31 protein-coding genes and 1 tRNA gene are annotated in these 25,969 nt (G+C 59.2%); 19 read left to right on the plus strand and 13 right to left on the minus strand.

Annotated elements, in window-relative coordinates; all coding sequences use genetic code 11:
- Positions 1 to 7: 7 nt before the first annotated feature.
- The gene (locus tag Q4481_RS00005; protein ID WP_304374768.1) at positions 8 to 388 is read right to left on the minus strand and encodes a hypothetical protein; all 381 of its coding nucleotides are present in this window, start codon (positions 386 to 388) and stop codon (positions 8 to 10) included.
- Between Q4481_RS00005 and Q4481_RS00010 the strand changes: the two genes are divergently transcribed.
- The 3 genes from Q4481_RS00010 to Q4481_RS00020 are packed head-to-tail and all read left to right on the plus strand — an operon-like array spanning position 275 to position 1,769.
- Positions 275 to 673: a recombinase family protein gene (locus Q4481_RS00010; protein WP_304374743.1), complete on the plus strand. Its 399-nt coding sequence runs from the start codon at positions 275 to 277 to the stop codon at positions 671 to 673. The genes Q4481_RS00005 and Q4481_RS00010 overlap by 114 nt on opposite strands.
- Positions 556 to 1,434 (plus strand): recombinase family protein, encoded by an 879-nt coding sequence (locus Q4481_RS00015; RefSeq protein ID WP_304374744.1) that lies wholly within the window; start codon positions 556 to 558, stop codon positions 1,432 to 1,434. The genes Q4481_RS00010 and Q4481_RS00015 overlap by 118 nt, the downstream gene beginning before the upstream one ends.
- The gene (locus Q4481_RS00020; RefSeq protein WP_304374097.1) at positions 1,431 to 1,769 is read left to right on the plus strand and encodes a hypothetical protein; all 339 of its coding nucleotides are present in this window, start codon (positions 1,431 to 1,433) and stop codon (positions 1,767 to 1,769) included. Before Q4481_RS00015 ends, Q4481_RS00020 begins: the two co-directional genes overlap by 4 nt.
- Before the next feature lie 277 nt (positions 1,770 to 2,046).
- On the opposite strand, the gene Q4481_RS00025 is transcribed toward Q4481_RS00020, so the two are convergent.
- A tRNA-Ala gene (locus Q4481_RS00025) sits at positions 2,047 to 2,122 on the minus strand.
- 136 nt (positions 2,123 to 2,258) lie between these two features.
- Positions 2,259 to 2,648 (minus strand): TIGR02300 family protein, encoded by a 390-nt coding sequence (locus Q4481_RS00030; RefSeq protein WP_304374098.1) that lies wholly within the window; start codon positions 2,646 to 2,648, stop codon positions 2,259 to 2,261.
- 263 nt (positions 2,649 to 2,911) lie between these two features.
- On the opposite strand from Q4481_RS00030, the gene aroA reads away from it, so the two are divergent.
- Both aroA and Q4481_RS00040 read left to right on the plus strand, forming a co-directional pair.
- Positions 2,912 to 4,261 (plus strand): 3-phosphoshikimate 1-carboxyvinyltransferase, encoded by a 1,350-nt coding sequence (aroA, locus tag Q4481_RS00035; RefSeq protein ID WP_304374100.1) that lies wholly within the window; start codon positions 2,912 to 2,914, stop codon positions 4,259 to 4,261.
- A gap of 6 nt (positions 4,262 to 4,267) precedes the next feature.
- Complete coding sequence (locus Q4481_RS00040; protein WP_304374101.1) at positions 4,268 to 4,873, plus strand: class I SAM-dependent DNA methyltransferase; 606 nt, start codon at positions 4,268 to 4,270, stop codon at positions 4,871 to 4,873.
- Here the strand turns inward: Q4481_RS00040 and Q4481_RS00045 are convergent, their stop codons facing one another.
- The gene (locus Q4481_RS00045; RefSeq protein ID WP_304374102.1) at positions 4,874 to 5,419 is read right to left on the minus strand and encodes a TetR/AcrR family transcriptional regulator; all 546 of its coding nucleotides are present in this window, start codon (positions 5,417 to 5,419) and stop codon (positions 4,874 to 4,876) included. It abuts the gene before it with no gap.
- A gap of 86 nt (positions 5,420 to 5,505) precedes the next feature.
- Here Q4481_RS00045 and Q4481_RS00050 point away from each other — a divergent pair, with 86 nt between their 5' ends.
- The 6 genes from Q4481_RS00050 to Q4481_RS00075 all read left to right on the plus strand — a co-directional run bounded on the left by Q4481_RS00050 (position 5,506) and on the right by Q4481_RS00075 (position 12,488).
- Positions 5,506 to 6,999, plus strand: coding sequence for an MFS transporter (locus tag Q4481_RS00050; RefSeq protein WP_304374103.1), 1,494 nt, complete (start codon positions 5,506 to 5,508; stop codon positions 6,997 to 6,999).
- A 92-nt stretch (positions 7,000 to 7,091) separates the two neighbouring features.
- Positions 7,092 to 7,715 (plus strand): glutathione S-transferase family protein, encoded by a 624-nt coding sequence (locus Q4481_RS00055; RefSeq protein WP_304374104.1) that lies wholly within the window; start codon positions 7,092 to 7,094, stop codon positions 7,713 to 7,715.
- 108 nt (positions 7,716 to 7,823) lie between these two features.
- Positions 7,824 to 8,390: a transglycosylase SLT domain-containing protein gene (locus tag Q4481_RS00060; RefSeq protein ID WP_304374105.1), complete on the plus strand. Its 567-nt coding sequence runs from the start codon at positions 7,824 to 7,826 to the stop codon at positions 8,388 to 8,390.
- A 151-nt stretch (positions 8,391 to 8,541) separates the two neighbouring features.
- Positions 8,542 to 9,174 (plus strand): (d)CMP kinase, encoded by a 633-nt coding sequence (cmk, locus tag Q4481_RS00065; RefSeq protein ID WP_304374107.1) that lies wholly within the window; start codon positions 8,542 to 8,544, stop codon positions 9,172 to 9,174.
- Positions 9,175 to 9,285: 111 nt separating this feature from the next.
- On the plus strand, positions 9,286 to 10,989 hold the full coding sequence (gene rpsA / locus Q4481_RS00070) for a 30S ribosomal protein S1 (RefSeq protein WP_304374109.1): 1,704 nt from the start codon (positions 9,286 to 9,288) through the stop codon (positions 10,987 to 10,989).
- 497 nt (positions 10,990 to 11,486) lie between these two features.
- Positions 11,487 to 12,488: a porin gene (locus Q4481_RS00075; protein WP_304374110.1), complete on the plus strand. Its 1,002-nt coding sequence runs from the start codon at positions 11,487 to 11,489 to the stop codon at positions 12,486 to 12,488.
- A gap of 68 nt (positions 12,489 to 12,556) precedes the next feature.
- On the opposite strand, the gene Q4481_RS00080 is transcribed toward Q4481_RS00075, so the two are convergent.
- Positions 12,557 to 14,173: a hypothetical protein gene (locus Q4481_RS00080; RefSeq protein ID WP_304374111.1), complete on the minus strand. Its 1,617-nt coding sequence runs from the start codon at positions 14,171 to 14,173 to the stop codon at positions 12,557 to 12,559.
- Positions 14,174 to 14,347: 174 nt separating this feature from the next.
- Here Q4481_RS00080 and Q4481_RS00085 point away from each other — a divergent pair, with 174 nt between their 5' ends.
- Positions 14,348 to 14,674, plus strand: coding sequence for a DUF6665 family protein (locus Q4481_RS00085; RefSeq protein ID WP_304374112.1), 327 nt, complete (start codon positions 14,348 to 14,350; stop codon positions 14,672 to 14,674).
- Here Q4481_RS00085 and Q4481_RS00090 read toward each other — a convergent pair.
- Together Q4481_RS00090 and Q4481_RS00095 are read right to left on the minus strand one after the other, a co-directional pair.
- Complete coding sequence (locus tag Q4481_RS00090; protein WP_304374113.1) at positions 14,637 to 15,542, minus strand: DUF817 domain-containing protein; 906 nt, start codon at positions 15,540 to 15,542, stop codon at positions 14,637 to 14,639. The genes Q4481_RS00085 and Q4481_RS00090 overlap by 38 nt on opposite strands.
- Positions 15,543 to 15,658: 116 nt before the next feature.
- A complete protein-coding gene (locus Q4481_RS00095; RefSeq protein ID WP_304374114.1) occupies positions 15,659 to 16,285 on the minus strand; it encodes a ribonuclease D in 627 nt (208 codons plus the stop codon).
- Positions 16,286 to 16,383: 98 nt separating this feature from the next.
- On the opposite strand from Q4481_RS00095, the gene Q4481_RS00100 reads away from it, so the two are divergent.
- Entirely contained in the window at positions 16,384 to 16,722 is a 339-nt protein-coding gene (locus tag Q4481_RS00100; protein WP_304374115.1) for a hypothetical protein, read from the plus strand.
- 27 nt (positions 16,723 to 16,749) lie between these two features.
- Here Q4481_RS00100 and Q4481_RS00105 read toward each other — a convergent pair whose 3' ends face one another.
- From Q4481_RS00105 to Q4481_RS00115, 3 genes are read right to left on the minus strand one after another with little or no spacing between them, the layout of a single operon-like run.
- Complete coding sequence (locus tag Q4481_RS00105) at positions 16,750 to 16,986, minus strand: Lrp/AsnC ligand binding domain-containing protein (RefSeq protein ID WP_304374116.1); 237 nt, start codon at positions 16,984 to 16,986, stop codon at positions 16,750 to 16,752.
- A 9-nt stretch (positions 16,987 to 16,995) separates the two neighbouring features.
- Positions 16,996 to 17,850, minus strand: a complete 855-nt coding sequence (locus tag Q4481_RS00110; protein ID WP_304374118.1) for a prephenate dehydratase — start codon at positions 17,848 to 17,850, stop codon at positions 16,996 to 16,998.
- Between the two features lie 27 nt (positions 17,851 to 17,877).
- Complete coding sequence (locus tag Q4481_RS00115; RefSeq protein ID WP_304374119.1) at positions 17,878 to 18,633, minus strand: 3-deoxy-manno-octulosonate cytidylyltransferase; 756 nt, start codon at positions 18,631 to 18,633, stop codon at positions 17,878 to 17,880.
- Positions 18,634 to 18,783: 150 nt separating this feature from the next.
- Here Q4481_RS00115 and Q4481_RS00120 point away from each other — a divergent pair, with 150 nt between their 5' ends.
- The 4 genes from Q4481_RS00120 (at position 18,784) to Q4481_RS00135 (ending at position 23,050) form a co-directional block, all read left to right on the plus strand.
- Positions 18,784 to 19,338, plus strand: coding sequence for a c-type cytochrome (locus Q4481_RS00120; RefSeq protein ID WP_304374120.1), 555 nt, complete (start codon positions 18,784 to 18,786; stop codon positions 19,336 to 19,338).
- A 102-nt stretch (positions 19,339 to 19,440) separates the two neighbouring features.
- Positions 19,441 to 20,928, plus strand: a complete 1,488-nt coding sequence (locus tag Q4481_RS00125; RefSeq protein ID WP_304374121.1) for an amidase — start codon at positions 19,441 to 19,443, stop codon at positions 20,926 to 20,928.
- A gap of 133 nt (positions 20,929 to 21,061) precedes the next feature.
- The gene (locus Q4481_RS00130) at positions 21,062 to 22,252 is read left to right on the plus strand and encodes a TMEM43 family protein (RefSeq protein ID WP_304374122.1); all 1,191 of its coding nucleotides are present in this window, start codon (positions 21,062 to 21,064) and stop codon (positions 22,250 to 22,252) included.
- 15 nt (positions 22,253 to 22,267) lie between these two features.
- Positions 22,268 to 23,050, plus strand: coding sequence for a YdcF family protein (locus Q4481_RS00135; RefSeq protein WP_304374123.1), 783 nt, complete (start codon positions 22,268 to 22,270; stop codon positions 23,048 to 23,050).
- A 17-nt stretch (positions 23,051 to 23,067) separates the two neighbouring features.
- Here the strand turns inward: Q4481_RS00135 and Q4481_RS00140 are convergent, their stop codons facing one another.
- Both Q4481_RS00140 and Q4481_RS00145 read right to left on the minus strand, forming a co-directional pair.
- On the minus strand, positions 23,068 to 23,523 hold the full coding sequence (locus Q4481_RS00140; protein WP_304374125.1) for a hypothetical protein: 456 nt from the start codon (positions 23,521 to 23,523) through the stop codon (positions 23,068 to 23,070).
- Positions 23,524 to 23,532: 9 nt separating this feature from the next.
- Positions 23,533 to 24,006: a hypothetical protein gene (locus tag Q4481_RS00145; protein ID WP_304374126.1), complete on the minus strand. Its 474-nt coding sequence runs from the start codon at positions 24,004 to 24,006 to the stop codon at positions 23,533 to 23,535.
- 113 nt (positions 24,007 to 24,119) lie between these two features.
- Between Q4481_RS00145 and Q4481_RS00150 the strand changes: the two genes are divergently transcribed.
- A complete protein-coding gene (locus Q4481_RS00150) occupies positions 24,120 to 24,758 on the plus strand; it encodes a trimeric intracellular cation channel family protein (RefSeq protein WP_304374127.1) in 639 nt (212 codons plus the stop codon).
- Positions 24,759 to 24,797: 39 nt separating this feature from the next.
- Here Q4481_RS00150 and irrA read toward each other — a convergent pair whose 3' ends face one another.
- Complete coding sequence (gene irrA, locus Q4481_RS00155; protein WP_304374129.1) at positions 24,798 to 25,217, minus strand: iron response transcriptional regulator IrrA; 420 nt, start codon at positions 25,215 to 25,217, stop codon at positions 24,798 to 24,800.
- A 227-nt stretch (positions 25,218 to 25,444) separates the two neighbouring features.
- Between irrA and fabA the strand changes: the two genes are divergently transcribed.
- On the plus strand, positions 25,445 to 25,960 hold the full coding sequence (gene fabA, locus Q4481_RS00160) for a 3-hydroxyacyl-[acyl-carrier-protein] dehydratase FabA (RefSeq protein WP_304374130.1): 516 nt from the start codon (positions 25,445 to 25,447) through the stop codon (positions 25,958 to 25,960).
- Positions 25,961 to 25,969 lie beyond the last annotated feature (9 nt).

Here is a 25,969-nt window from a genome sequence, read left to right on the forward strand (position 1 = left end):
GGTTATCTCAGCCCGATGGAATTTGAAAACAAACTGGGATTAGCTTAACTCGGCGTCCGAAAAACCGGCAGCAGGCCGACTGCGCTGCGCCATCTACACCCGCAAATCGAGCGAGGAGGGGCTTGATCAGAGTTTTAACTCGCTCGACGCCCAGCGCGAAGCCTGCGCCGCCTTCATCACCTCGCAGGCGAGCCTCGGATAGCGTTTGATCCCGGATCTCTACGACGATGGCGGCATCTCCGGCGGCACGCTGGAGAGGCCGGCCATCCAGCGCCTGCTCCAGCATATCCGCGAAGGGCGGATCGACATCGTCGTCGTCTACAAGATCGACCGCCTGACCCGATCGCAGATGGACTTCTCCAAACTCGTCGATGTCTTCGACCGCCATTCTGTGTCCTTCGTCTCGGTCACCCAGCAGTTCAACACCACGACATCGATGGGGCGCCTGACGCTGAATGTCCTTCTGTCCTTCTGTCCTTCGCCCAGTTCGAGCGCGAGGTCACCGCCGAACGCATCCGCGACAAGATCGCCGCCTCCAAGCAAAAGGGCATGTTCATGGGCGGCCGCGTGCCGCTCGGCTACCGTCGCAACAATCGCAAGCTGGAGGTCGATGAAGACGACGCCGATTATGTCCGCTATCTCTTTCGTCGCGTGCTCGAACTCAAATCGGTGAGCGCCGTCAAGCATGAGATCGACGCCGCCTGCGAATCCTATGCGATGGGTAATGCCGAAATGGAGACGCCGCGTCGCTGGCGGGCCATGACCCATGGCCAGCTGCGCTATCTTCTCTCCAACCCGACCTATATCGGCAAGTTCACCCATAGGGGACGCCTCCATGACGGGGAGCAACAGGCAATTGTGTCCCAGGATCTCTTCGATGCGGTCCAGGCCGAGATCAGCGAGATCCGTACTGTGGGCCGTCGCGGACGCGGCGCGCCCGACATCCATCTGCTCAACGGCATCGCCTATGACGAAACCGGCGATCGCCTGAGCCCCTCAAGCGCGGCCAAGGGTTTGAGACGCTATCGCTATTATCTCTCCCATCGCCTGCAAAAGAACTCCAGGGGCAGAAGGGACGGATGGAGACTTCCAGCCGACGAGTTCGAGCGCATCGCGCTCAGCCAGGCCACCGCCGTTCTTGAGAATGCCACGCTGATCTCGACCTGGCTGGAACAGGCGGGAGCCGGAAACGCCATCGCTGAGGCCCTGACGCGACTCACCACTCTCAAGGACGATCTCGCCTCGCCGGATCCGTTCCGCCGCCGCGATAGCATCCGCCTGATCTTCAAGGCGATCACGGTCGCTCCGAGCGACATCCGATTCGACATCAACCGCGACGCGCTGATCAAGGCCTTGATTCCCGAAGATCAACAAGGCGCGATCAAACCAACAATCCCCAGGATGACAAAACCTCCACCATCACCGTGCCGATGACCATGAAGCGCCGCGGCGTCGAGATGCGCATGGTGGTTCAAGCAGGCGCCGGGCGTGAACCGGATCAGGCGCTCGTCGATCTCATCGCCCGGGCGCATGTCTATCTCAACCGCCTCACCAATGGCTCAGCCACTTCCATCGCCGAACTCGCCGATCAGCTCGGTGTGCATCGCGCCGATATCAGCCGCATTCTGCCGCTGGCCTTCCTGTCGCCGCAGCTGACCGAATCGATTCTCTCAGGGCGTCAGCCTGCCGATCTCACCGTCCGCACGCTCTCAAGGCTGGTGGACATTCCTGCAAGCTGGGCGGAGCAGGCCACGCTGCTCGGCGGGTAAAAATACCGCAACGCATTCCCAAACGATCATCCACAGTCCGTGTCTTCAAGGCGCGGGCTGCTCGCATTGCAGGCGGACGTATCCAGACCAAAACGACCACCAGCCAAAATTAGTGGACGCAGGTGAGGGCCGACAGAGACTGTGGCCGGGAATGGGCGGAAAAAGAGGAGATATCGGCAGACGTCTGGTGGTGATATAGAGACCGCAGGCGCTAACCCACGGAAATGTCGGGTCTCTTTGGAGCAGTGCAGTTTTAGCAAGTTCTGGGAAGTAAATTTGGTGGAGCTAAGCGGGATCGAACCGCTGACCTCTTGCATGCCATGCAAGCGCTCTCCCAGCTGAGCTATAGCCCCATCCGTTCCGTTTCCGGAGGTGGTTACCGGTCGCTTCCGCGTCGGTGCCGGGTGTATATTTCCGCTTTCCCGGAATGGCAAGCAGGAAATTGCGTCCGGGCCGTTTTTTTTTACCGGCCCGGAAAACCAAATGAAATCAGACTTCGTCTTCGTCGGACGAAACGCCGATCAGGCCCGACATGTCGTCGTCCTCTTCGTCTTCGTCCTGTTCGAGGAAAGTATCGTCGTCATCGTCACCAAGATCGACGTCATCGTCGCCGAGATCCGGAAGATCTTCGCCGCCGGATGCTTCTTCGTCGGCCTCGTCGAGCGAAACGAGTTCGATTTCGGTGTTTTCTGCATCGACTTCGGCGATTTCCTCATCCTCGGCCTTTTCCATTACGGCTGTCGCCGAGGTCTCTTCGAAGAAGGAGAGGGGATAGGACTTGCCCGTATAGGGGGAGACGACCGGATCGCGGTTCAGGTCGTAGAATTTCTTGCCGGTATCCGGATCGATGCGCTTCGTGCCAAGCTCGGGTTTTGCCACGTGAGGACCTCTTGGTTGTGCATGCCGGCGCGGGCCGAGCCAGGCTGTCCGGCAGCGAAATCGAAAGTAGCAGCCCCCTTACCCATCTTGCCCCCGTCTGTCAAAGCTTATGTGCGCTTGCAGGCAGTGGATCGGGCGCATTTTTTCAGCCGACGGTGGATGACCTCGAAAAAGCATTGTGATAACCAGCGCCAGCGGCCGGCAAGGCGGCGGCCAACCCGGCTGCTCCACCGGTTCAATCGTTTCGTATCGAGGATGAGCTGATGTCGCATAGTGGCGCCCCCCGTCCGGCCACCGCCCGGAAATCCGAGGACCTCAAGGGCCGGGTCCGTATTCCCGGCGACAAGTCCATTTCCCATCGCTCTTTCATGTTCGGCGGCCTGGCTTCCGGCGAGACCCGCATCACGGGTCTGCTCGAGGGCGAGGATGTCATAAACACCGGCAAGGCCATGGCGGCCATGGGTGCCAAGATCCGCAAGGATGGCGATATCTGGATCATCGAGGGCACAGGCAATGGCGCCCTGCTGGCCCCGGAAGCCCCGCTCGATTTCGGCAATGCCGGGACTGGCTGCCGTTTGACCATGGGTCTCGTCGGCGTCTATGACTTTTCCTCCACTTTCATCGGCGATGCATCGCTTTCGTCGCGACCGATGGGGCGTGTGCTCAATCCGCTGCGTGAAATGGGTGTGCAGGTCCAGTCCGCGGCCGGTGATCGGCTGCCGGTGACGCTGCACGGGCCGAAAACACCCAATCCCATCACCTACCGTGTGCCGATGGCGTCTGCCCAGGTCAAATCGGCCGTGCTATTGGCCGGCCTCAATACGCCGGGCATCACGACGGTCATCGAACCGGTAATGACCCGCGATCATACCGAAAAGATGCTGCAGGGCTTTGGTGCCAACCTCACGGTGGAGACCGACGCCGACGGCGTCCGCACCATTCGCCTGGAAGGCCGCGGCAAGCTGACCGGCCAGGTGATCGACGTTCCGGGCGATCCGTCGTCCACCGCCTTCCCGCTGGTTGCCGCCCTTCTGGTGCCAGGTTCGGATGTGGTGATCGAAAATGTGCTGATGAACCCGACCCGCACCGGGCTTATCCTGACGCTGCAGGAAATGGGCGCGTCCATCGAAATCCTCAATCCCCGCACTGCCGGCGGTGAGGATGTGGCCGATCTCCGGGTCCGCCATTCCGAACTCAAGGGTGTCGAGGTGCCGGCTGAGCGTGCGCCGTCGATGATCGACGAATATCCGGTGCTGGCGGTCGCAGCCTGCTTTGCCGAAGGCCAGACGGTGATGACAGGGCTTGAGGAACTGCGCGTTAAGGAATCCGATCGCCTTGCCGCGGTCGCAACTGGCCTGAAACTAAACGGCGTCGATTGCGATGAAGGCGAAACCTCGCTTACCGTCCGCGGCGTTCCGTCGGGCAAGGGGCTTGGCAATCGATCTGGCGCGGCCGTCAAGACCCATCTCGATCACCGCATTGCCATGAGCTTCCTTGTCATGGGCCTGGCTTCCGAACATCCGGTGACGGTTGACGACAGCCGCATGATCGCGACCTCGTTTCCGGAATTCATGGGCCTGATGACTGGTCTTGGAGCGAAGATCGAGGCCTGATCGACCATGGTTGATCTGGCTGGCGACATCGTCTCGATCTATCGGGACCACGCCGACGAATGGGACCGTACGCGTGGCAGGTCTCTGTTCGAGAAGGCATGGCTCGACCGGTTTCTGACTCTCTGTGATGCGTCGGCCGATATTCTGGATATCGGCTGCGGCGGCGGTGAACCCATTGCGGCCTATCTTCTGTCGCAGGGCCGATCCGTCACCGGGATCGACAGTTCCGCTCCGCTGATCGAACGCTGCGGTGCACGGTTTCCGCAAGGGCGATGGCTGGTGGGTGACATGCGAACGATGCAGTTCGAAACCCCCTTTTCGGGCCTGATCGCCTGGGACAGCTTTTTCCATCTGTCATTCGATGATCAGCGAGCCGTGGTTCCGCTGTTTGGAAAACTGGCAAGGCCCGGTGCCGCGCTGATGTTTACAAGCGGTCCGGAGGAGGGCGAGGCAATCGGCCGGCTTTCGGACCGGCAGCTCTACCATGCCAGCCTCGCGCCGGAGGAATATCGAGACCTCCTCAACAGGGCTGGCTTCGATATCGTGGATTTCGTGCCGAACGATCCGGATTGCGGCGGCCATTCCGTCTGGCTCGCCCGTCGGCGCGCCTGATCAGGCGTCCGGGACGAGCGCTCGTATATCGGCGAAGATCAATCGCCATTCGTCTTCTGACAGTTCCATCAGCCCAAGACCTCTGAGCAGGAAGGCGCCCTCAACGGCAATCATGGCCAGCCGGGCCCGTCGTCCGCCATCCGTTTCTGGTGCATAGCGGAGCATTTCATCGCCATAGGCTTTCTGGATCGGGCCGAGATGTTCGGGCGTCTGCGCCAGCGTGGCGGTAAGACAGGCGCCTTTGGCCAGCGTTTCGGGGCTTTCCTCTTCGGTTGCTTCGATGCGGGCGAGGAGGGTCGCATAGGGCTTTTCGCCGATTCTCTCGGCTTTTTCGGCAAGCAGGCTCTCGAAACGGCCAAGATCGCGCTCGGTAATCGCGGCGATCAGGGCATCCTTGCTGGGGAAGTTGTACATCAACCCACCCTTGGAAATGCCTGCGCGGCGAGCGACCGCATCGAGACTGAGATGCGCTGCCCCCTGTTCCCGGGTCAACTCTTCGGCGGCATCGAGTATGCCGTCTCTGTCTATGGTCCGTTTTCGGCCCATGAAACCTCTTTTCAAACCGACTGGTCGGATTTATACATGAATCATTCGAGTGATCCCGATACCAGTCTAGCGCAGGACCAGAGACAATGTCAGCCGCAAACGCCCACAGAACCAGACAGTGGCTCCAGCTTGCCCTGATTTGTCTCAGCTTCGTGCCGGTGACCATCGATGCGACCATCCTCTATGTCGCCATCCCGCCCGTCGTGACGGCGCTGGGCGCCGATGCAATCGAAATGCTGTGGATCGTCGACATCTATCCCTTCGTCACTGCCGGTCTGGTGCTGTTGACGGGCCCGCTGGGTGACCGGTTCGGGCATCAGAGAATGCTGCTGGTCGGACTTCTTGTCTTCGCCGTCGCATCTGCCCTGGCAGCCTATTCCTGGTCGCCGGAAATGCTCATCGCCGCACGGGCGCTCAAGGGCGCAGGCGGAGCTATGATCGTGCCGTCCTCGCTGGCGCTGATCCGCATTCTGTTTGACGATCCGAAGCAGCGGGCGGTGGGCATCGGGCTTTGGGGCGCGCTGGCTTCAGCTGGCTCCGCGTCCGGTCCGGTGATCGGCGGATTGCTGCTCGAACATTTCTGGTGGGGCTCGCTCTTCCTGGTCAATGTGCCCGTCGCGCTCGGGCTGGCGGCGGTTCTTTCGCGGCTGATCCCGAACCGCATTCTTGGCCTTGGCCATGCCATCAGTCCACTGTCGCCGTTTCTCGGTCTCACCGGGGTGCTCGCTGTCGTCTATGCGCTGAAACGAGCGGCCCATGGCGATTTTCTGTCGCTCGTGCCGGTCATGGCTTTGCTTGTCGGACTGGCGGCACTCATCCTCTTCGTGCGCCGGGAACTGTCGGCCGAACATCCTTTGCTGGATCTGAGGCTGTTTGCCATCGGCATCTTTCGCACCGCCGTCTTTGCCGCGATCCTCACATCGATGACACTAATCGGCTTCGAACTCTTTCTGACCCAATATCTGCAGATGGTGGTCGGGTTGAGCGCCTTCGAGGCCGGACTTGCCTTTCTGCCATTCCCGATTGCTGGCGTCATTTTCGGGCCGATCGGCGGCTATCTCAATGGCCGCATCGGCTCCATGCAGACGGCGGCGATCGGGATTGCTGTAGCAATCATCGGCTATGTCGCCATTTCGATGATCGACCTGCATAGTGTGGGCTGGGAGCTGTTTGTCATTCTGGCGGTGATTTCAGGCGGCCATGCCCTGACCATGTCGGCTGCCACCAATGCGATCATGTCGAGCGCGCCGGAAGAACGCGCAGGTGCCGCGGCAGGTATCGAATCGGTCAGTTTCGAATTCGGTGCCGGATTAGGGGTGGCGTTCTTCGGCTCGATCATGACGGCGGTCTATATCCGCACATTTGTTGCCCCATCCGGAATGCAGATCGATCCCGGTCATTCGCTCGGCGAGGCACTTCGCGCGGCGCAATCGCTTCCCGCCGCATTTGCCGAACAACTCGTGGCGGCGGCCCGATCGGCCTATCTCGACGGATTTCACGTGATCCAGTATGCGGCCATTGCCATTCTGGTCGCAATCGGCGCAATCGTTCTGGCCCGGATGGCTCGTCCGGACCGCTAGCCGCAGCGATTGGCCGTTACCCTATCTTGCAGGCCGGGATTCCACATCCTAGAACTACGTCAAGGCAGTTGGTGCCGCTTGGGAGAAAGACGATGCTGACACTTTACCACTCGCCGGGATCTTGTGCGCTCGCCTCTCATATCGCGCTTGAAGAGGCGGGAGCGGAGTATCGGGTCGTCAAGGTGGATCTCGGCTCTGGCGCCCAACGCCAGCCGGACTATCTGGCGATCAATCCGAAAGGTCGGGTGCCGGCACTGGCTACCGAAGGTGGGATCCTTACCGAGACCCCTGCCATTCTGGCCTTCATTGCACAGCGCTTCCCGGAAAGCCGGCTCGCGCCTCTCGACGATGCATTTGCCTTTGCCGAGATGCAGGCCTTCAACGCCTATCTCTGCTCGACCGTTCATGTTGCCCATGCCCATGGTCGCCGCGGCAGCCGCTGGGCCAACGAGCAATCCTCCTTCGATGATATGAAGCGCAAGGTGCCGGAGACTATGGGAGCAGCGATGGCCCTGGTTGAAGATGACATGCTGCGTGGCCCATGGATCATGGGAGATCAATATACCGTCGCTGATCCCTATTTCTATGTCGTGTCCACCTGGCTGAAAGCCGATGGCGTCGATATCGAAACACTTCCCCGCATTGCGGATTTCAAACGCCGCATGGAAGAGCGCCCCTCAGTGAAGAAGGCGCTGCGCTGGATGGCGGAAGCCTGACAGGTCGCGCGCTGGCCAAACAGGTTCGCATCGGCAAATTGCCGATCGATAAAAACCTTCCCTTAAGATTTACCTTTTATAAATAAAGCGGAAGACGAGGTTTCCGCGATGCGTTTTGTATTTTTCGCTGTCCTTCTGCTGCTGGCAGGCTGTGGCTCCGTGCCCCATTCCATCAACAATGCCTGCGCTGTTTTCGAACAGCGCGACGGGCTGTTCGACAATTGGCAACGGGCTGCCGAAAAATCCTCCCGTCGCTATGGCGTTCCCGTTTCGGTGCTGATGGCGACCATCTATGTCGAATCCGGCTTCAAGCATAATGCACGTCCGCCACGGCGCTGGATCCTGGGGATCATCCCCTGGAAGCGGCCATCGTCGGCTTACGGCTATTCACAGGCGCTGAATGGCACCTGGAGCCGCTACAAACGCGAAACCGGCCATTACTTCGCCAAGCGATCCGATTTCGATGACGCCGTCGATTTTGTCGGCTGGTATCATCGCAAGACGCATTTGCGGAATGGCATCGCGCTCAATGATCCCTACCGACTCTATCTTGCCTATCATGACGGCAACGAAGCCTATGCGAAGGGCCGGATCTCCGGCGCCGCCCGCAGCGCGGCGAAGCGGTTTGCGAACATCACCTACACTTATGCGCGGCAACTGCGCAGTTGTTCGTAAGCCGCGGTGGGCTTGTATGGCCTATGCGACACTGTCGGCGTTTTTAAACACCGACAGTGATTTTGTATGCCGCAATTGCTTTGCTTTCACGGACTATTAAATTATGTAATTCGTCATATTGAGCCCCTGAGTCCTCCTATCGGGAAAAGAAATGCCGACCATTGCCATTGATGGGCCAGCTGCTGCAGGAAAGGGCACCCTGTCACGCAAGATCGCCGATCATTACCGGTTCCATCATCTCGATACGGGTTTGACCTACAGGGCTGTCGCGCAGGCTCTCCTGAAAGCACGTCTGCCGCTCGATAATCCGGCAGAGGCGGTCGATGTCGCCCGAGCCATCGATCTTGCGCAGCTTGATCGCGATGTTCTGGCCGACCATGCGATCGGCGAGGCGGCGTCGAAAATCGCGGTCATGCCCGAAGTCAGGCGCGCACTCGTTGATGCGCAGCGCACATTCTCGCACCGGGCGCCGGGAACCGTTCTTGACGGTCGCGACATAGGAACGGTCGTCTGCCCCGATGCAGAGGTCAAGCTATATGTGACCGCCAAACCGGAAGTGCGGGCGGATCGCCGCTTCAAGGAGATTCTCTTAAGTGGCGCCCAGGCATCTTTCGATGATGTCCTTGACGATATTCGTCGCCGCGACGAACGCGATATGGGGCGTGCCGACAGTCCGCTCAAACCCGCGGAAGATGCGCACTTGATTGATACAAGCGAAATGGGTATAGAGGCCGCGTTCGAGGCAGCGCGCAGGATTATCGACGCGGCCCTCGAAAAGGCTTGATGACGTTCCCCGCGCCGGATTGCCCTTCAAGGGCAGGAATGCAAAAAGCCTCGGATCAACACTAACCCTCGGCGCTTGGCGGCAATTGCGTGCCGCCCGTTTGGAGAACCAATGTCCGCAGCAAACTCCCTGAAGGAGGACTTCGCGTCCCTCCTCGAAGAATCCTTTTCCAAGGTTGATCTCGCCGAAGGCTATGTCACCAAGGGCATCATTACCGGCATCGAAAAAGACATGGCGATCGTCGACGTCGGCCTCAAGGTCGAAGGTCGTATCGCTCTGAAGGAATTCGGCGCCAAGGCCAAGGACGGCACGCTCAAGGTCGGCGACGAAGTCGAAGTCTATGTCGAGCGCATCGAAAACGCCATGGGCGAAGCTGTTCTGTCGCGCGAGAAGGCTCGCCGCGAAGAAAGCTGGATCAAGCTCGAAGCCAAGTTCGAAGCCGGCGAACGCGTTGAAGGCGTTATCTTCAACCAGGTCAAGGGTGGCTTCACCGTCGATCTCGACGGCGCAATCGCCTTCCTGCCGCGTTCGCAGGTCGACATCCGTCCGATCCGCGACGTCACCCCGCTCATGCATGTTCCGCAGCCGTTCGAAATCCTCAAGATGGACAAGCGTCGCGGCAACATCGTCGTTTCCCGCCGTACTGTTCTTGAAGAGTCGCGCGCCGAACAGCGTTCGGAAATCGTGCAGAACCTCGAAGAAGGTCAGGTCGTGGAAGGCGTGGTCAAGAACATCACCGATTACGGTGCGTTCGTGGACCTCGGCGGCATCGACGGCCTGCTGCATGTGACCGATATGGCATGGCGTCGCGTCAACCATCCGTCGGAAATCCTGTCCATCGGCCAGCAGGTCAAGGTTCAGATCATCCGCATCAACCAGGAAACCCACCGTATCTCGCTCGGCATGAAGCAGCTCGAGTCCGATCCGTGGGGCGATATCGGTGCCAAGTACCCGGTCGGCAAGAAGATCACCGGTACCGTCACCAATATCACCGACTACGGTGCATTCGTTGAGCTGGAGCCGGGCATCGAAGGCCTCATCCACATCTCCGAAATGTCCTGGACCAAGAAGAACGTCCATCCCGGCAAGATCCTGTCCACGACGCAGGATGTCGATGTGGTCGTCCTCGAAGTCGATCCGTCCAAGCGCCGCATCTCGCTCGGCCTGAAGCAGACCCTCGAAAATCCGTGGGAAGCTTTCGCCAACGCCCATCCGGCTGGCACGGTCGTCGAAGGCGAAGTCAAGAACAAGACCGAATTCGGCCTGTTCATTGGCCTCGATGGCGATGTCGACGGCATGGTGCACCTGTCCGACCTCGACTGGAACCGTCCGGGCGAGCAGGTCATCGAAGAGTTCAACAAGGGTGACGTCGTCAAGGCTGTCGTTCTCGACGTCGATGTCGAGAAGGAACGCATTTCGCTCGGCATCAAGCAGCTCGGCAAGGATGCCGTCGGCGATGCCGCCGCTTCCGGCGACCTGCGCAAGAACGCCGTCGTTTCGTGCGAAGTCATCGGCGTCAACGATGGTGGCATCGAAGTCAAGCTCGTCAACCACGAAGAGCTGACCTCGTTCATCCGTCGTGCCGACCTTTCGCGTGACCGTGACGAACAGCGCCCCGAGCGCTTCCAGATCGGCCAGGTGGTTGACGCCCGCGTCACTAACTTCTCGAAGAAGGACCGCAAGGTTCAGCTCTCGATCAAGGCTCTGGAAATCGCTGAAGAGAAGGAAGCCGTCGCACAGTTCGGTTCGTCCGACTCGGGCGCTTCGCTCGGCGACATTCTCGGTGCAGCGCTCAAGAACCGCGGCGGCGAATAAGCCTTTCCGGTTTGCTGAAAATCTGAACCCGCCGGTGGCAACACCGGCGGGTTTTTCATGTGCGGTCAAGGCCAGGCTGCCGCCTTCTTGGTCTTCCAGTTCCGCACTTCGCTGATGACAAGAAAACAGACGGTTTCCCCGACAATACAGCCGAACCACCCGATGGAAAATTGTCCCTGACTGATTGAATTCAGAATGTAGAACCCGCCGTAACTGCGGTTCTGGGAACAAGTTCGTGATTTCGAACTTCAATATCCGTAGCCGTACCAGCAAAAAACCCCGAATTGAAAGAAACCACTGGTCATTTCGCCTGAAAAACAAGGCTCGCGTAAGCTTGTGCGCGCCTTGATGTCTGATGGACTTTCCACATTTCGAATCGACTGTTCAATCGAGAACAAGATGCGGGGAGGACTCAGAATAACGGACGACAAAGGGGCGTGCCGTCCGGCACCACAAGATGTCCAGCCCAGGATCCAAGATATGACTGGAGGTCACACATGAATATCAAGAGCCTTCTTCTCGGCTCAGCCGCTGCTCTGGCAGTGGTAACTGGCGCTCAGGCTGCCGACGCTGTTGTCGCTGCCGAGCCGGAACCCATGGAATATGTCAAGGTCTGCGATGCCTACGGTACGGGCTTCTTCTACATCCCGGGCACCGAAACCTGCCTGAAGATCGGCGGACTGTTCCGCTATGAAAAAAGCTATCTCAAAGCCGAGCCGGCCTACCTAAACGGCTATTACTCTCATTTCTCTCGCGCCCGTCTTGAAGTAGAGGCCAAGAACGATTCGGATTGGGGTACGGTTTATAGCTGGCTGCGCCTCGAGGGCGACCAGGTTGATAATGGCACCAACGAAGTGCGGTTCTTTTACTATTTCGGCATCGGCGGTCTCGAATTCGGTTCGTTCGACAATCCATGGACGCGATATTTCGGATATGGTGGCGTAACCGATTGGGGTGGGAACTACGGTTTCCAGTCCGCTCAGTATATTAGCTACACAGCTGAATTCGGTGCGACCAAGGCCTGGATCTCGCTCGACAACGACGCCAATCAGACCGATTCTGACTTGCTTATGCACGATAACCACAAGTACATTCCGGACGTTTCGGGTGGTGTTTCGACTAAATTCGGGGACTACACCGCCTACGCCGGTCTCGGATACGACGAATCCTTGGATTCACTTGCTGTCAAGGCGAAGCTGTCCGGACAGGTCGGGATGTTCGGTTTCGCACTCTTGGCACTCTATTCTGACAATTTTGCAAACCGCTACTTCCATTATGACGGGTTCAGCATGATTGGTGGCGTTTCAGCCAAGGTCACGGACTCCATTACGCTGGCCACCGACTTGCAGTATTATGACGATGGTATGTGGCATGTGATCTCCGATGTCGTCTGGACGGCTGCTCCCGGTTTCTCCGTCATGCTTGAAGGCAGCTATACGAAGCCGAAAGATGAACCAGCAGATCGGCTTCTGATGGTACGGTTCGAGCGTACGTTCTGATCCTGCCGCAGACATAGAATCATTGAAGCCCGGCCTCGCGCCGGGCTTTTGCGTTACCGTCTCATGGATCAGAAGCCACCGAGGCGCTGGTAGTAGGCAAAGGCGCGATCGGCATCGGTTGAATCGCGGGTGATTTTCAACCCGTCTTCCTCTTCGACCGGATCGTGGATGGCATCATAGGCATCGCGCGGCCGGCGGCGTTCGCGACCCTCGCTCTGCTCGTCGCCATTTTTGTCACCGTCAGTTTCATCGCGGGCCTCATCCTCGTCCCGCGTTTCGGCGACGAAGGCTTCCCGGGCCGGGGTCGAAGTGACCACGGCGAAAGGAACCAGTTGACCCGGCAGGTTACCCGCCAGAACTCTGGCCTCCTGGTCCGTCGAGGACGACGAGGTCGTAGCGGCCGTGCCCGCGGTCGGAGTTGATCGTTCTTGTATCAGGCGCTGTTCGCTGGCCAGTTCATCGGCGCTGTCCGAAACCGCAAGCGGCTCGGCCACATGTTCCTTTGTGATGCCGGCGGTTTTCATTGGATCGGCCTCTGCGATCGCCTCGTCGGAAGAGAGCACGATAGCCTGTTGCGGTACGCTGGCCGCTTTCATTTGCGCATGCTGTTCCGTCAGGCGATTGACGGAGCTATCGGTAACGGCATCGATCACCTGGGTAATGACTTCCGAAATTCCCTTGAGCGTCAAAAGGGTCTGGAGCCGTTTGTCGCCAGCGTCGGACTTCAAGTTGTCCCGGCGTTCTGATTTTACGTCTGTTCGCTTGTCCGTCTCCGCGATCCGTTCGCTCTGGTCGGTGTCCTGAAGCGCCTGAGGTTGGATCCGTGCTTCTGTTGCTTTGCTTTCGGGGCGCTTGTTCTCCGAGACGGCCGGGATCTCCTGGTAAGCCTTTGCAGTTTGGCTCGCTGACGTCATTTCGCCCTCTTCGACTGTGGCTGGTTCCGTTCGCGGGCTCAGGCTGGCTTCGCTCAGTTGAACGCGAGAAACCGGTCTGGTCTCACCGGCTTCGAACATGGTCTTCAAATGCTGCTGCAACTGCCGCGGATCGTCGTTGCGGTTGACAGGCTGAGGAATGGCGACCTTTTCCGAGAAGAGTCCAAGCCGGCTTTCGAGAGTCCGGTTGTCGCCACGCATGGCAAGTGCATTATCCGAGGCTGCCGGCCGCGCTTCCGGTTGCAGGTAACTGGCGATGGCGGCGGTCGCTGCCGAACGTGCCGGCGTGGCATTGGGCATTTCGACTCTTGCTGCGAGCCGGGCTGCCTGTGCCGTATCGGGATTGCGGATTGCTGCAGCAAGTTCAGGCAGGCTGACGCCGAGCGCCTTGAGCCCGGCACGAAGCTCGATCGCCGGATAGGCTGTGGCGGGCATCCGTTCAACCGTCGTTACGATGCGCTGAAGGAGAATGTCGATCGCCTCATCCTTCATGCGGGCAATTTTCAGCACAAGTCCGACCCGCAGCATCAGATCCTCGATCACGGTGCGGTTGTTGGTTGTGGCTGGCAGCATTTTCAGATGCGCGAGCAGGCTGCCGCCCAACTCGTCATCGAGTGCGGCAGCTGCGATGGCGCGGATGAGGCTCGGCTCGGCCTGCTGCGCATTCGCTGTGAGAACGCCCCCCACGCCCGCTTGCACGCGGATCGCATTGGAGGCGGATGATGATGCAGTCGCTGTCACGGGGCTTGGCATGCGGAAACCTGCTTGGCTATGACAAGGGCTCATTGGGAGGACACGAGGTCGCTCATGCGGCCCTTGGCTGATCCTGCAGTTCCGCTCGGTGCCTCTCATCATCGCACCGGGATAGCCATTCTTGATTCCTGATAATATTTAAGGATAGTAAACGAGTGGTTAAACGAGGTGTCGATGAGCCTGCGCCCGCCGCAATCCTATCACGAGAGTGCTGTCGGAAAGGCGCCTCTCAGCGTTCTTGAGTATGAACTCATGGCGGAACGGGCCGACAGTCTGGGTCGTGCCGGTCTAAAGGCCGAGGCAGCACTCGAACGATTGAAGGATTGTCCAGAAATCGAGCGGGAAGACCGGCTGGATGCCGCGGCCGAGGCGGTTCAGGCCCTTTTCATTCAGCGCGAGATCTGCGGCTTGAAAAATGGTCGTGACGTGGTTGCGCGCTACGGCATTCCGGGTGCGGTCATTGCTAGACTCGGAGCCAGCCGAAAACGCTCCGGCCCTTGAAGGCGCCGGACGCATCCCGGTCTGGTGCGCGCGGACTGAGAACCAGCGTCACCAGCACGAAGCTCACATAAAGCAGGAGATACCAGGAACCGAGTTTTCCGAAGGAAACGACGTGCCATACCTTCTGGCTTGGATAGATCCAGGTTCCCGTCAGCGTGCCGATATTTTCCGCCACCCACAGAAAGATCGCAGAGAGAAAGGCTGCCATCGTTAGCGGCATCGATAGTGTCGTGCGATCCGTGGTGAAATGGATATGGACCCGGAAGAAGATCACCACCGTTGCCACGAACAGGAGATAGCGCATGTCTGCGATGTAATGGTGGGTGAAGAAGTTGGTGTAGATGGCAAGCGCAAGCGCAAAGGTCAGGGCCTTCGGCGGATAATGGGTAAAGCGCATGTCGAAGATGCGGATGGTCCGGGCCATGAAGGACCCCACCGACGCATAGAGGAAGCCGGAGAAGAGTGGCACGCCGGCAATCTGGAAGATCGCCGGTTCGGGATAGGCCCAGGATCCCATCTTGACCTTGAAGATCTCCATGATGGTGCCAACCACGTGATAGACGAAAATCACCCGGGCTTCATCGAGGCTTTCGAGCTTCAACCACAGGAATAGACCCTGCAGGAAGAGGGCTGCGAGGAACAAAAAGTCATAGCGATTGAGAAGCCAATCCGGCTGCCAGACCAGTTTGCTCAAAATCAGCAGCGTGAGCAGGCTGGCCGCAAATAGACAGGCCCAGGCCTGTTTCAACCCGAAAAGAAGGAATTCGGACAGCCACCAGGGTAGGCGAAGCAACTGCGTGCGGATGGCAAGTCGAAGCGGTTCGAGGAACGGGCCGGTTTCATGCTGTGAACGGTCGGGCTCGGACATGCTGCTCTTCTGGCTGTAATTGACAACGGAATCGCCGATTGGATCCGACGATTCCGAGAAGAGACGTTTCAGCGGCCGATTTTATGGCAAATTTTCGTGCCGGTGCGGCGAACCGATCAGCTATGGGCGAAGATATCGGTTTCTTCCCAGCCGAGAAGATCGAGCTTCGCACGGGTCGGCAGAAACTCGAAACAGGCTTCCGCCATCGCCATCCGACCGTCGCGTTCCAGCCGACCGATCAGCTTGTCGCGCAGGGCGTGCAGATAAAGCACGTCGGACGCTGCATATTCCAACTGTGCCTGCGTGAGCGTTTCAGCTGCCCAGTCCGATTGCTGCTGGACTTTGGAAACGTCAATATCGAGCAATTCCTTGAGATTGTCCTTGAGCCCATGCCGGTCCGTATAGGTGCGGCAGAGACGCGAGGCGATCTTGGTGCAGAAAACCGATGTCGTGGTGACGCCGAAGGTCTGGAACAGGACGGCGATGTCGAAACGACCGAAGTGGAAGATCTTCTGCCGCGCGGCATCTTCCATCATTGCCACCAGATTGGGAGCCGCCTTCTGGCCAGCAGCAATCTGGATCACATCGGCGCTGCCGTCGCCCGGCGACAGCTGCACCACACAGAGACGATCACGGCGCGGAATGAGGCCCAGCGTCTCGGTGTCGATCGCGATCGCACCGGTATAGAGTGCCGCGGCCTCGGCTGAAATATCGCCTTTGTGAAGTCGGATTGTTGTCGTCATCATTCATTCCCGCAATTGGCTGTCTTTGCCTCTTAGTCGAATCGGCTGCGAAATGATAGATTTGGTGCGCGCGTCAGATGCGCCTGCAGGAATGTATGATGAAGACAAAGCAAATCTTGTTGATCGCGCTGGCCCTGGTGGCGCCCGCCTCACTGCTTCCACAGACGGCAGCTGCCGATCAGATTGATTTCCGCAAGGTGGTCCGCCCGAAGGATCCGTTCAAGGATCTTCCGGGCGTCAAGGCGCCGATCGACAATGATGATCGCTACAATGCCGACTGCACCACCCATATCCGCCGCCTGCAGTGGGGAGATCCGCCACGCGGCCGCATGCCGGTTCGCATCTATCGATGCGCGGATGGTCCGGTGACCTTCGAATCGACCAGGCCGCCAATGCAGTATGACTGGAGGGTCTACAAGAAGAGGCGGGGCGACTGAAGCGCCCCGACTACTGGCCGCAATCGGTCAGAATGCCTTGAACGTCATGGTCGTCAACGATCGCGAGATGCCCGCGATATCGAGAATGTTGCCATTGATGAAATGGCCGATATCGGTACCTTCCGGCACGTAGATCTTCGCCAGCAGATCGAACTCGCCGCTGGTCGAATAGAGTTCCGATACGATCTCGCGTTCGTAGATGCGATCGGCGACGTCGTAGGCCTTGCCCGGATGGCACTGTAGCTGCACGAAAACGCAAATCATTCCATCACCTCACAGTTCGTCGCGCATCGGATGCGCTTTATATGTGCCGAGAAGCCTGACTTCGGTCGAGAAGAATTTCAACTCCTCCATGGCCCGGCGAACATTCTCATCCTCGGGATGACCTTCGATATCGGCATAAAACTGGGTGGCGACGAACTTGCCGCCCAGTTGATAGCTCTCGAGCTTGGTCATGTTGATGCCGTTGGTGGCAAAACCGCCCATGGCCTTGTAGAGTGCAGCCGGAATGTTACGGACATTGAAAATGAAGGTCGTGACGATCTTCTCGTCGGCGCTTGCCCGCGTCGGCACCTCGGCCTTGCGGGCAAGAACCACGAACCGCGTGACATTGTTGTCGGAATCCTCGACATTTTCCTGCAGGATATCGAGGCCATAGAGGTCGGCCGCCAGTCGCGGTGCGAGGGCAGCCATCGAACGGTCTCTGGTTTCCGAAACGAGCTTGGCGGCGCCCGCTGTGTCGCCGGCAACCATCGGCTTCCAGCCATTCAACCGGACGATCTTGCGGCACTGGCCAAGCGCATGGATATGGCTGTGGACGGTCTTGATCTCGTCCGCCGTCACACCTGGCAGAACCATGAGCTGGAAGCGGATCGGCATGAAATATTCGCCGACAATGTGCAGGCGCGATTCCGGCAGCAGGCGGTGGATGTCCGCCACGCGGCCAGCCAGCGTGTTCTCGATCGGAATCATGGCAAGATCTGCATCGCCATTCTCCACGGCCATGAAGGCATCTTCGAAAGTGGGGCAGGGCAGTGGGGTCAACCAGGGAAACTGGTCGCGGCAGGCCATATCGGAATTGGCACCGAAATCACCCTGGAAGGCGATGCGGTTCGTGGTGGTAATCATCGGGAAAAATCCGCCCTGTTCGTCTTGTTATTGTTTCTGCCCGGCAAGCATGGTTCGAGCCTTTTCGAGGTCGGCGGGAGTATCGACCCCAAGCGGCACCGAGTCAACGATCTCGGCATCGATGCGCATGCCCGCCTCGAGTGCCCGCAACTGCTCGAGCGATTCCCGCTTCTCCAGCGTCGAGGGCGCGAGCGATACGAATCGCTGCAACGCTTCACGGCGGTAGGCGTAAAGGCCGATGTGATGGTAGAGCGGACCATTGCCGTAAGGAGCGGTCGCGCGTGTGAAATAGAGTGCGCGCAGCCGCCTTTCACCGATCGGCGAACCGACGATCTTGACCACGTTCGGGTTGGTCTTCTCCTCCTCGTGGGTGATTTCCACCGTCAGGGTCGCAATGTCGGTCGCAGGATTGGAAAGCGGTCGCAGTGCTGCGCGCACCGTTTCCGCTTCGATTGTTGGCAGATCGCCCTGCACATTGACAATATACTGCGCCTTGCCCTCGGGGTCGGCATGCGTCAGCGCTTCGAAGATGCGATCGGAGCCGGATTGATGGTCGATGCGGGTCATGACAGCCTCGAAACCGGCTGCTGTCACGACAGACAGAATGTCGGGATGGTCGACGGCAACCATGATGCGGCCGATATTGGCTTCGCGCGCGCGCATGGCCACCTGGACGATCATCGGCAGGCCGCAAATGTCTGCAAGGGGCTTGCCGGGCAGGCGGGTTGAGGCCATTCGCGCGGGAATAAGAACAATCGTGTTTTCTAAAGTCGGATTAATCATCGTGGGGCCTTCAAAATCCACCTGAAAAGTGTCAATTAGTCTCACCAGGGGACGCGGAATTGCTGTTGCACTTTTAGCCCAAAAGACATAGGTTCCGCGCGATTTCAAGATGGGCCGGAGGGCTTCCGGCAGCAAGGGGAGCTTTGCGAAATGAATTCTTATGTGAATATGGGCGTGGGCGCTCTGCTTGGCACGGTATTCGTCCTCATGTCCGTATCGATCGCGTCTGAGAGCCTGTTCCATTCGGAAGTGCCGGAAAAGCCGGGCTTTGCGATCGCGGCTGAAGATGCGACCGCTGGCGAAGCCGCTCCGGGTGCAGAAGCTCCTGCTGCCGTTCCGGTTGCCCAGCTGATGGCAACGGCCGATGCCGCCAAGGGCGAAGCCGTTTTCAAGAAGTGCGCAAGCTGTCATAACATTGCCAAGGGCGCCGGCGCCAAGGTTGGTCCGGATCTCTATGGCGTCGTCGGTCGTCCGATCGCTTCGGCTGAAGGTTTCGGCTACTCTGCGGCCATGAAGGAATTCTCCGAAGGCGGCAAGCAGGTCTGGGACTTCGAACATCTCAATCAGTTCCTGCTCGCGCCGAAGAAGTATATCAAGAACACCGCGATGGGCTTCGCCGGTCTTAAGAAGGACGACGAGCGCGCCAACCTGATGGCCTATATCAACAGCCAGTCGGATGCGCCGCTGCCGGTTCCGGCTCAGTAATCCAGCTGTTGGATCAGTCTTTGAAGCCCGCTTTTCGAGGCGGGCTTTTTCTTTGCCTGCTGTTCAGATCGTGATACCCAATCAGAAAAAGGGGACCGATCCATGTTGAACGATTTTGAGAACCATGATGCCATGGGCCTTGCCGACCTGATCCGCAAAGGCGAGGTGCAGGCAATCGAAGTGGTCGATGCGGCCATCGCGCGCATTGAGAAGCACAATCCGGCGCTCAATGCCGTCGTGACGACCCTGTTCGATCGCGCCCGCGAGGAAGCGACCCGTCCTCTTGGCGATGGCCCGCTTGCAGGTGTTCCCTTTCTTCTCAAGGATCTCCTGGCAACGCTCGAAGGCGTGCCGACCTCGAACGGCAACCGCTTCTGGAAAAATGTCCCGGCTTCCGCGGATAGTGAACTTGTCCGGCGTCTCAGGGCTTCCGGCCTCATCATGGTGGGCAAGACCAACACGCCGGAATTCGGCCTCACACCCTATACCGAATCCCGTACGCTCGGTCCGGCGCGCAATCCCTGGGATCTGTCTCGCTCACCCGGCGGATCCTCTGGCGGATCCGCTGCAGCCGTCGCCGCCCGTATGGTTCCGGCGGCGAGCGGCGGCGATGGCGGCGGGTCGATTCGCATTCCAGCCTCCGCCTGTGGTCTCTTTGGCATGAAGCCCACCCGCGCCCGCACGCCGCTGGGACCTCTGTTTGGCGAAGCCTGGAACGGGTTTGCCGTCGAACATGCCCTGACCCGGACGGTGCGCGATTCCGCACTCCTGCTCGATGTCACCCACGGGCCGGATATCGGCGCGCCCTATCATGCGCCCGCCTTTACCGGTTCCTTCCTCGAATCCGTTGGCTGGGCTCCGGGCCGCTTGCGGATTGCCGTCAGTTGCAAACCGATGATGGGTAAGTCGGTCGACCCGGAAGTCGTTGCGGCGTTTGAAAGCACCGTTGCGCTTCTCAACAGCCTCGGTCACGAAATCATCGAAACGGCGCCCGAAATCGATCGCGAACAATTCTCCGTCGATTTCATGACGGTTTTGGCCGCGGAACTTCGCGCCGATATCGAGGAGACGGCGGAAGCGGCAGGCACCTCCATCCGCGCCGCCGATTTCGATCCCCAGACGATTGGCCTCGGTATGGTGGGCAAGGGCCTCTCTGCCGCCGATTATGCCCGGGCCTCCCGCCGGCTTTTCGAAACGGCGCGCCGGATCGGCCATTTCTTCGAGACCTGCGATGTTTTGCTCACCCCGGTTCTGGCGCGCCCGCCGATCAAGGTCGGTGAGTTGGCGCCATCGGCGTCGGAAGAAAGGCTGATCCGCATCATGGCCGCGATCGATGGCGGCTTCATTCTCAAGCGGCTTGGCATCGTCAAGGAACTCGCCGCCACGACCTATGAGTACATGCCCTGGACGGCCGTGTTCAACGTGACCGGTCAACCCGCGATGTCGGTGCCGCTGGCCTGGTCGAAGGCCGGACTGCCGATCGGTATGCAGTTCGTCGGCCGTTTCGGCGATGAAGCGACACTGTTTTCGCTGGCCCGACAGCTTGAGCTTGCTGCGCCCTGGGCGGACCGCAAGCCGCCACTCACCTGATACGGATTTAGAAAAGCGAAATATTTGTGCCAGACTGAATAGCCTGTGGATATGGGACGTTTTAGAACTGTCCTGAAAGGTTCGGCTGGTTGCGCCGAAATCAGGGAATGCAGTTCGAACTGAGGGGGCTCAGATGAGTTTTACGGAAACCACCCACACATCGTGGTTCACGCGCATGAAGAATGCGCTTTGGCAGGTCTTGATCGGTGTTGTTCTTCTGCTGGCGGCGCTCTACTTCCTTTTCACAAATGAAGGACGCGCCATCCAGACCTATCGGTCGCTGGTGGAAGGTGCGGGCCTGGTCGTCTCTATCGATTCCGCGAAGATCGATCCGGCCAACGAGGGCAAGCTGGTCCACATCACCGGGCCGGTGAAGGCGCTTGGTACCGTGTCGGACAGCGACCTCGGCGTCGATGCAGAAGGTGCCCTTGCCATCACGCGCGACGTGGAAATGTATCAGTGGGTCGAGAAATCCGAGAGCAAGACCGAGAAGAATGTCGGCGGCAGCGAGGAAACCACCACGGTCTATAGTTATGCCAAGGAATGGCGCACGACGCCGGTCGATTCGTCGGATTTCAAGGTGCCGACAGGCCATCAGAACCCGCCCTTCGCCATCGAAGACAATGAGACGGTTGTCGATGCCGCAAGCGTCGGCGCCTTCACGATCGATGGCAAGCGGGTTGCCGCTCTCGCCAACGAGCAGCGGATCGCCATGACCGAGGGCGATGCGATCCGCATCGCGGAAGTCATTGCCACCACCAAGCCGGTGAAGATCAACCAGGGGGATCTCTATATCGGCATCTCCTCGACGTCGCCGCAGATCGGCGACATGCGCGTACGTTTCGAACGGTCCGACCTTTCCGAAGCCAGCTTTGTCGGTGCGCAAAAGGGCGATACGATCGAAAACTTCAAATCCTCCAATGGACGCGGCATTCTTCTGAGCGCGCCCGGCGCCAAGGATGCGGCTGCCATGTTCGAACAGGCTCAGGCCGAAAATACCATGATCACCTGGCTGATCCGTGCCGGTGGTCTTCTGGCTCTGTTCATCGGCTTCAAGATGCTGTTCGGCTTCCTGGGCGTGATCGGCGATATCATCCCCTTTGTCGGCTCGATCGTGCGCGGCGGAACGACCTTGATTGCTCTGGTCCTGACCTTGATCATCGGGCCGGTGGTCATTGCGGTCGGCTGGTTTGCCTATAGGCCGCTGCTGGCCATCGGCATCATCGCTGGCGGCCTTGTTCTTGCTGTCCTGTTCGCCTGGATGCGGCGCAGCAAGGCTGCTGCCGAGCCAGCGGCAACCAACCCGACCTTCGGTCGCGGCTGATCGGGCTAGTAACGGATGTTCGTGATCGGGAAAATCGGATGGCTGCTGGTCCAGCCGCTATCCCTCACGTTCCTGATGATTCTGGCCGCGCTGCTGCTCGTTATGCTGCGGCGCGTCCGACTGGCGGGCGCCATTCTTTCGTTGGCCGTGCTTCTCCTGTTCGGCACGCTCTTTACCTCAGTCGGAGCCTGGGGCCTTCAGGTCCTCGAAGCACGTTACAAGCGCCCTGAATTGCCCGCCAATGTTCAGTGCATGGTCGTGCTTGGCGGCGCCTTCGATCTCGAGGTGACGGCGGGGCGCGGCGGCTTTGAGGTCAACCAGTCGGCCGATCGCTTCATCGAGACGGCAAGGTTGGCGCGACTTTTTCCAGGAGCACGCATTCTGGTTTCCGGCGGCGACGGATCTTTCTCGGGCACCTATCGCGGCGATGCCGAACTGGCTGGCGATTTCTTGAGCGCTATGGGCATCGATCCGGCTCGCCTCCTAGTCGAAACCCGCTCGCGCAATACGGCTGAAAACGCTACCGAAACCGCTGCCATCCTCAAACGCGAGCAGCTCGCGGATTGCCTGCTCATCACCTCCGCCTACCATATGCCGCGCGCCATGGCGCTATTCCGGACCGAAAGACTGTCGTTGACGCCCTGGCCGACGGATTATCGCGCGAGCGGTCATGTCGAACTCGGGATTGATTTCACGCAGCCGACCCTCAACAGCCAGTTGACGTCCACGGCGGCACGGGAATGGCTGGCGCTCCTCGTCGCCTATTTTTCGGGACGCAACAGCGAACTGGTTCCCTGATCGGGGAAGGGTCGGGATCACTCCTTGGAGATGATCTCGAGCCGGTTGCCATGCAGCCGGGTGGTGAGCGTGCAGGGCGACAGGCTGGTCTTGCCGCAATGCATCGCGGCGAGCTGGAACTGGATGACCTTGACGCCATAGCGATAGCCGGCGTGGTAGGAAAAGGCGGTTATTTCAGCAGCCAGACGAAAGCCGCCATTGTCCTGTCCCGCATAGACGCGGAACGGGCAGCCCAGCATGGTGCATTCGGGACCCTTCTTGCCGTTGCAGATAACGCCGCCACCATGGGTCACCGCGTCATCGACCTGATCGAAGTTTAGATCGTCGAGGGTGACGAAATCCTCGGAAAAGGACAATGTCTCGCAGCGGGCGGCGAGCTTGAGCTTTTCCTGGTCGATGACGGCGACCGCGTCGCCGGCCCAACCGAATGCGGGAAAAAGAAGCAGCGATGCGAAGATCAGAGTTCTAAGCAAGTTGGCACCCTATTCCGTTGCGATCGTCACCAGTTCCCGGTTTTCGATGCGGGTGATGATGGTGCAGCTGGAGCGACCGAGTTTCTGGCAATGTTTGCCCTTGATACGGAACTTCAGATTGCGGATGCCGTAAAGGTAGCCCTGTTTCATGTCGAACGCCCGCACCTGGGTGACATAGTTGAGTTTGCCATCGTCGGCCTGAACGTAAATGCGGAAGGGACAGCCGAAATCATTGCATTCCGAACCGATCGCGCCGCCGCAGGAAACGACAGCAGCATTGACGATGACATCGTCGTTGCCATCCTTTGAGAAATCGCCGACGATGAAGGCCTCGGGAAGGAAAGACATCTCGCCGCAGGCCGGGCCGAAAGTCGCCCTTTCGCGTTCTGTTGCGCGCTGGATCAGGGCATCATCCGCCGCCTGAGCCGGGAAAGCGGCAAGCATGCCGGCAATCAGTGCCAAGCCCGTCAGAAAACGCTTCATGATCTTGCCTCAAGTGCTACGCGAATCGTGATTTTCAACAGATAACATGGCAAGGTTGCGCGGCAATTGACATTTCGCAGTCGGCCTGAGCAGATCCGGGGAGGGAGAAGCGCATGACGATTCTGGAATTTCTTGATTATCTGGCCATCGCCGTCTTCGCGGCAACCGGTGCTCTGTCTGCGAGCCGCAAGCAGCTCGATATGGTCGGCTTCGTCTTTCTGGCGGCCATTACCGGCATCGGCGGCGGCACCTTCCGCGATGTCATCCTCGGCCAGTTGCCGGTCTTCTGGGTCAAGAACCCGAACTACCTTCTCGTCTGCCTCGGTTCCGGCATTCTCGTCTATTTCACCGCCCATCTGTTTGAATCGCGCTACCGGCTGCTGCTCTGGCTCGATGCGGTCGGTCTTGCAGCCTATGCGGCGCTCGGCGCCGCCAAGGGGCTCGCGGTGACCGGATCGCCGGTCGTCGCCATTGTCACCGGCATGCTGACATCGGCCTTTGGCGGCATTCTGCGCGATATCGTCGCCGGCGAACCCTCCGTGCTGTTGAGGCCGGAAATCTACGTTTCGGCGGCGCTTGCAGGCGCTGGCGTATACACGCTCGCCTCTTCGTTCGGTCTGGGGCAGGGGGCCTGTTTTGCGCTGGCCATGGCCACGGCTCTCGTCATTCGTGGCGGAGCGCTGCTGTTTGGCTGGACTTTCCCGGTTTACAAGAGAAGACCAGGCCGCAATCCCGATGATCTGATGGGGTGACCAACGAGGGCACAAAGGCCGCCTTAAAGCGGCCTTGCCTCACACCGTCTTTTCACGCAGCCGGATGACCACGTCGACATTGGCGATCTCCATGCCTTCCGGGGGCTCCGGCAGATTGGCGATTGCGATGTTCGACAACGGAATGTCGAGCACTTCGTTGCGGCCTTCAATGAAGAAGTGGTGGTGATCCGACACATTGGTGTCGAAATAGGTGCGGCTGCCTTCGACTGCGAGCACCCGGATCATCCGCGCTTCGGTAAACTGGTGCAGCGTGTTGTAAACGGTGGCGAGCGACACATCGATGCCGGCATCGGCCGCCTCGGCATGCAATTCTTCCACTGTCAGATGCCGGTCGCCCTTGGCAAACAGGAGCGATGCCAAGGCGAGGCGTTGCCGGGTGGGCCGCAACCCCACCTGCCGCAATCTCGCCTCTGTCTTGATCATGTTGTCAGCGGTCATAAACCTTCTGCCCTAGCTTCGCGAAAAATAAGAGTATTTTTGTCAACGATATACCGTCTCAGGTTCGGGCTTTCAACAGGTTTTCGACATTTGCCGGCGGTCGGCCCCAGGAAAGCTGCTATTTGGGTTGGCTTTTTGCCTTGGCATCATATATTGGCGGCAACAACAAAGCATGCCCGCAATGGGCCAAGGCGAGACGAACGGGAAACGACAGGGAGTATCCTCAGATGAGCGAACGGAAATCCAGTTACAGCTATGAGGAAATTCTGTCCTGTGCCCATGGCGAACTGTTCGGGCCCGGCAATGCGCAATTGCCGCTTCCGCCGATGCTGATGGTTCACCGTATCACCGACATTTCCGAGACCGGCGGCGCTTTCGACAAGGGCTATATCCGCGCGGAATATGATGTGCGCCCGGATGACTGGTATTTCCCCTGCCATTTCGAAGGCAATCCCATCATGCCGGGATGCCTTGGCCTCGATGGCATGTGGCAGTTGACCGGCTTCTTCCTCGGCTGGCTCGGAGAAGAAGGTCGCGGCATGGCGCTCTCCACCGGAGAGGTCAAGTTCAAGGGGATGGTTCGTCCTCATACGAAGCTTCTGGAATTCGGCATCGATTTCAAGCGCGTCATGCGTGGCCGTCTGGTTCTCGGAACCGCAGACGGCTGGCTCAAGGCAGATGGCGAGCTGATTTACCAGGCGTCCGACCTGCGCGTCGGCCTGTCGAAGGACAAGGCGGCCTGAGCAGTTTCC

Source organism: Fluviirhizobium alvei, assembly GCF_030551875.1.
Classification (GTDB): Bacteria; Pseudomonadota; Alphaproteobacteria; order Rhizobiales; family Rhizobiaceae; genus Rhizobium_E; species Rhizobium_E alvei.